This is a genomic window from Vibrio sp. 03_296 (assembly GCF_002265885.1).
Genome location: NZ_NPKW01001103.1, coordinates 1 through 1,183 on the forward strand (window position 1 = coordinate 1; position 1,183 = coordinate 1,183).

At 47.0% G+C, this 1,183-nt stretch carries 1 protein-coding gene and 2 pseudogenes; all 3 read left to right on the top strand.

All coding sequences use genetic code 11. From position 1 onward, the window contains the following. Nucleotides 1-69 precede the first annotated feature (69 nt). Nucleotides 70-482, top strand: a pseudogene (locus CIK04_RS30075) (YgjV family protein); the annotation flags it as partial. Between the two features lie 57 nt (nucleotides 483-539). After that, nucleotides 540-859: pseudogene (locus CIK04_RS30080) on the top strand (cupin domain-containing protein). Between the two features lie 39 nt (nucleotides 860-898). Beyond that, nucleotides 899-1,183, top strand: a 285-nt coding sequence (locus CIK04_RS30085) for an RpiB/LacA/LacB family sugar-phosphate isomerase (protein ID WP_176463481.1), incomplete at its 3' end; no start/stop codon positions are given.

A 1,183-nucleotide genomic window follows, 5' to 3' on the forward strand; every position in this document is an offset into this window, starting at 1 on the left:
GACTACATTAACGGTTACACCGTTGCGGTAGATGGCGGCTGGCTATCACGCTAATCCAATTGTGAGAAGATGATGGCTGAGATTGATTTGGCAGCAAGCGTTAGGGTTTCTCAGTTTTGGTTTGGGAATCTCCACCTTTACCAGAAAATGACAGGCATTTGAAAATCCTAATGCTGGTGTTCAATCTCAATCATCTTCTCCATTTTTGCTGCTAGGATCGATGCTTTCGGCGCTCAGCGCACTGCTTTCTGCGTTACGAACCACAACATCGATCTTCACCTCTTCCAAATGGGTGGCAGCCATTTTTATTCTTATCGGTATCGTTAGTGGCCTAGGAATGGCTGAGCACTGGTGGGAATTATGGCCAATTGTTGGGACGGTAATTGGTACATATTCACTGTTCGTATTGAAGTGGCATCCGCATGCGGATTGGCTTTCTAGCAGGGGCAACCTGCTGGTTAATCAACAACATACTGGTGGGTCTCTACGGCAACCATTATTGCCGGTGACCCAAAAAAAAACAGGCTAATAGGTGAACCATGTTTGTATTGAGTCACGACATCGCGCTGGAAGATCTTGGCCAAGGCATTTCGCGCAAAGTGCTGGCACACAGCGACAACATGATGTCAGTCGAAGTGCATTTTGAAACGGGGGCGTAGTGCGCATGCACTCACATCCTCACGAGCAACTGACTTACGTGCTGTCAGGTGAATTTGAGTTCACCATTGGCGATGAGAAAAAAATCGTCAAAACAGGCGATACTATGTACAAAGAGCCAAACATTGGACATGGCTGTGTTTGTCTGAAAGCGGGTGTACTGATTGATACCTTCACCCCTATGCGTAAAGATTTCGTTTAAGATTTATTTTTGAATTGCGGTGAACCGCAGGAGTAACCGATGAAAATTGCACTAATGATGGAAAACAGCCAAGACACCGAAAAACGCGATGGTTGCAGCAGAGTTAAACAGCGTAGCGGGTGGCTAGCAGACGTGTTCAACGTTGGTATGAAAGATGAAAATGACCACCATCTGACTTACATCCACCTAGGCATCATGGCAAGCATTCTACTGAACTCAAAAGCGGTAGACTTTGTGGTCACGGGTTGTGGTACTGGCCAAGGCGCAATGATGTCGAGCAACCTACACCCTGGCGTAGTGTGTGGCTACTGCCTAGAGCCGTCA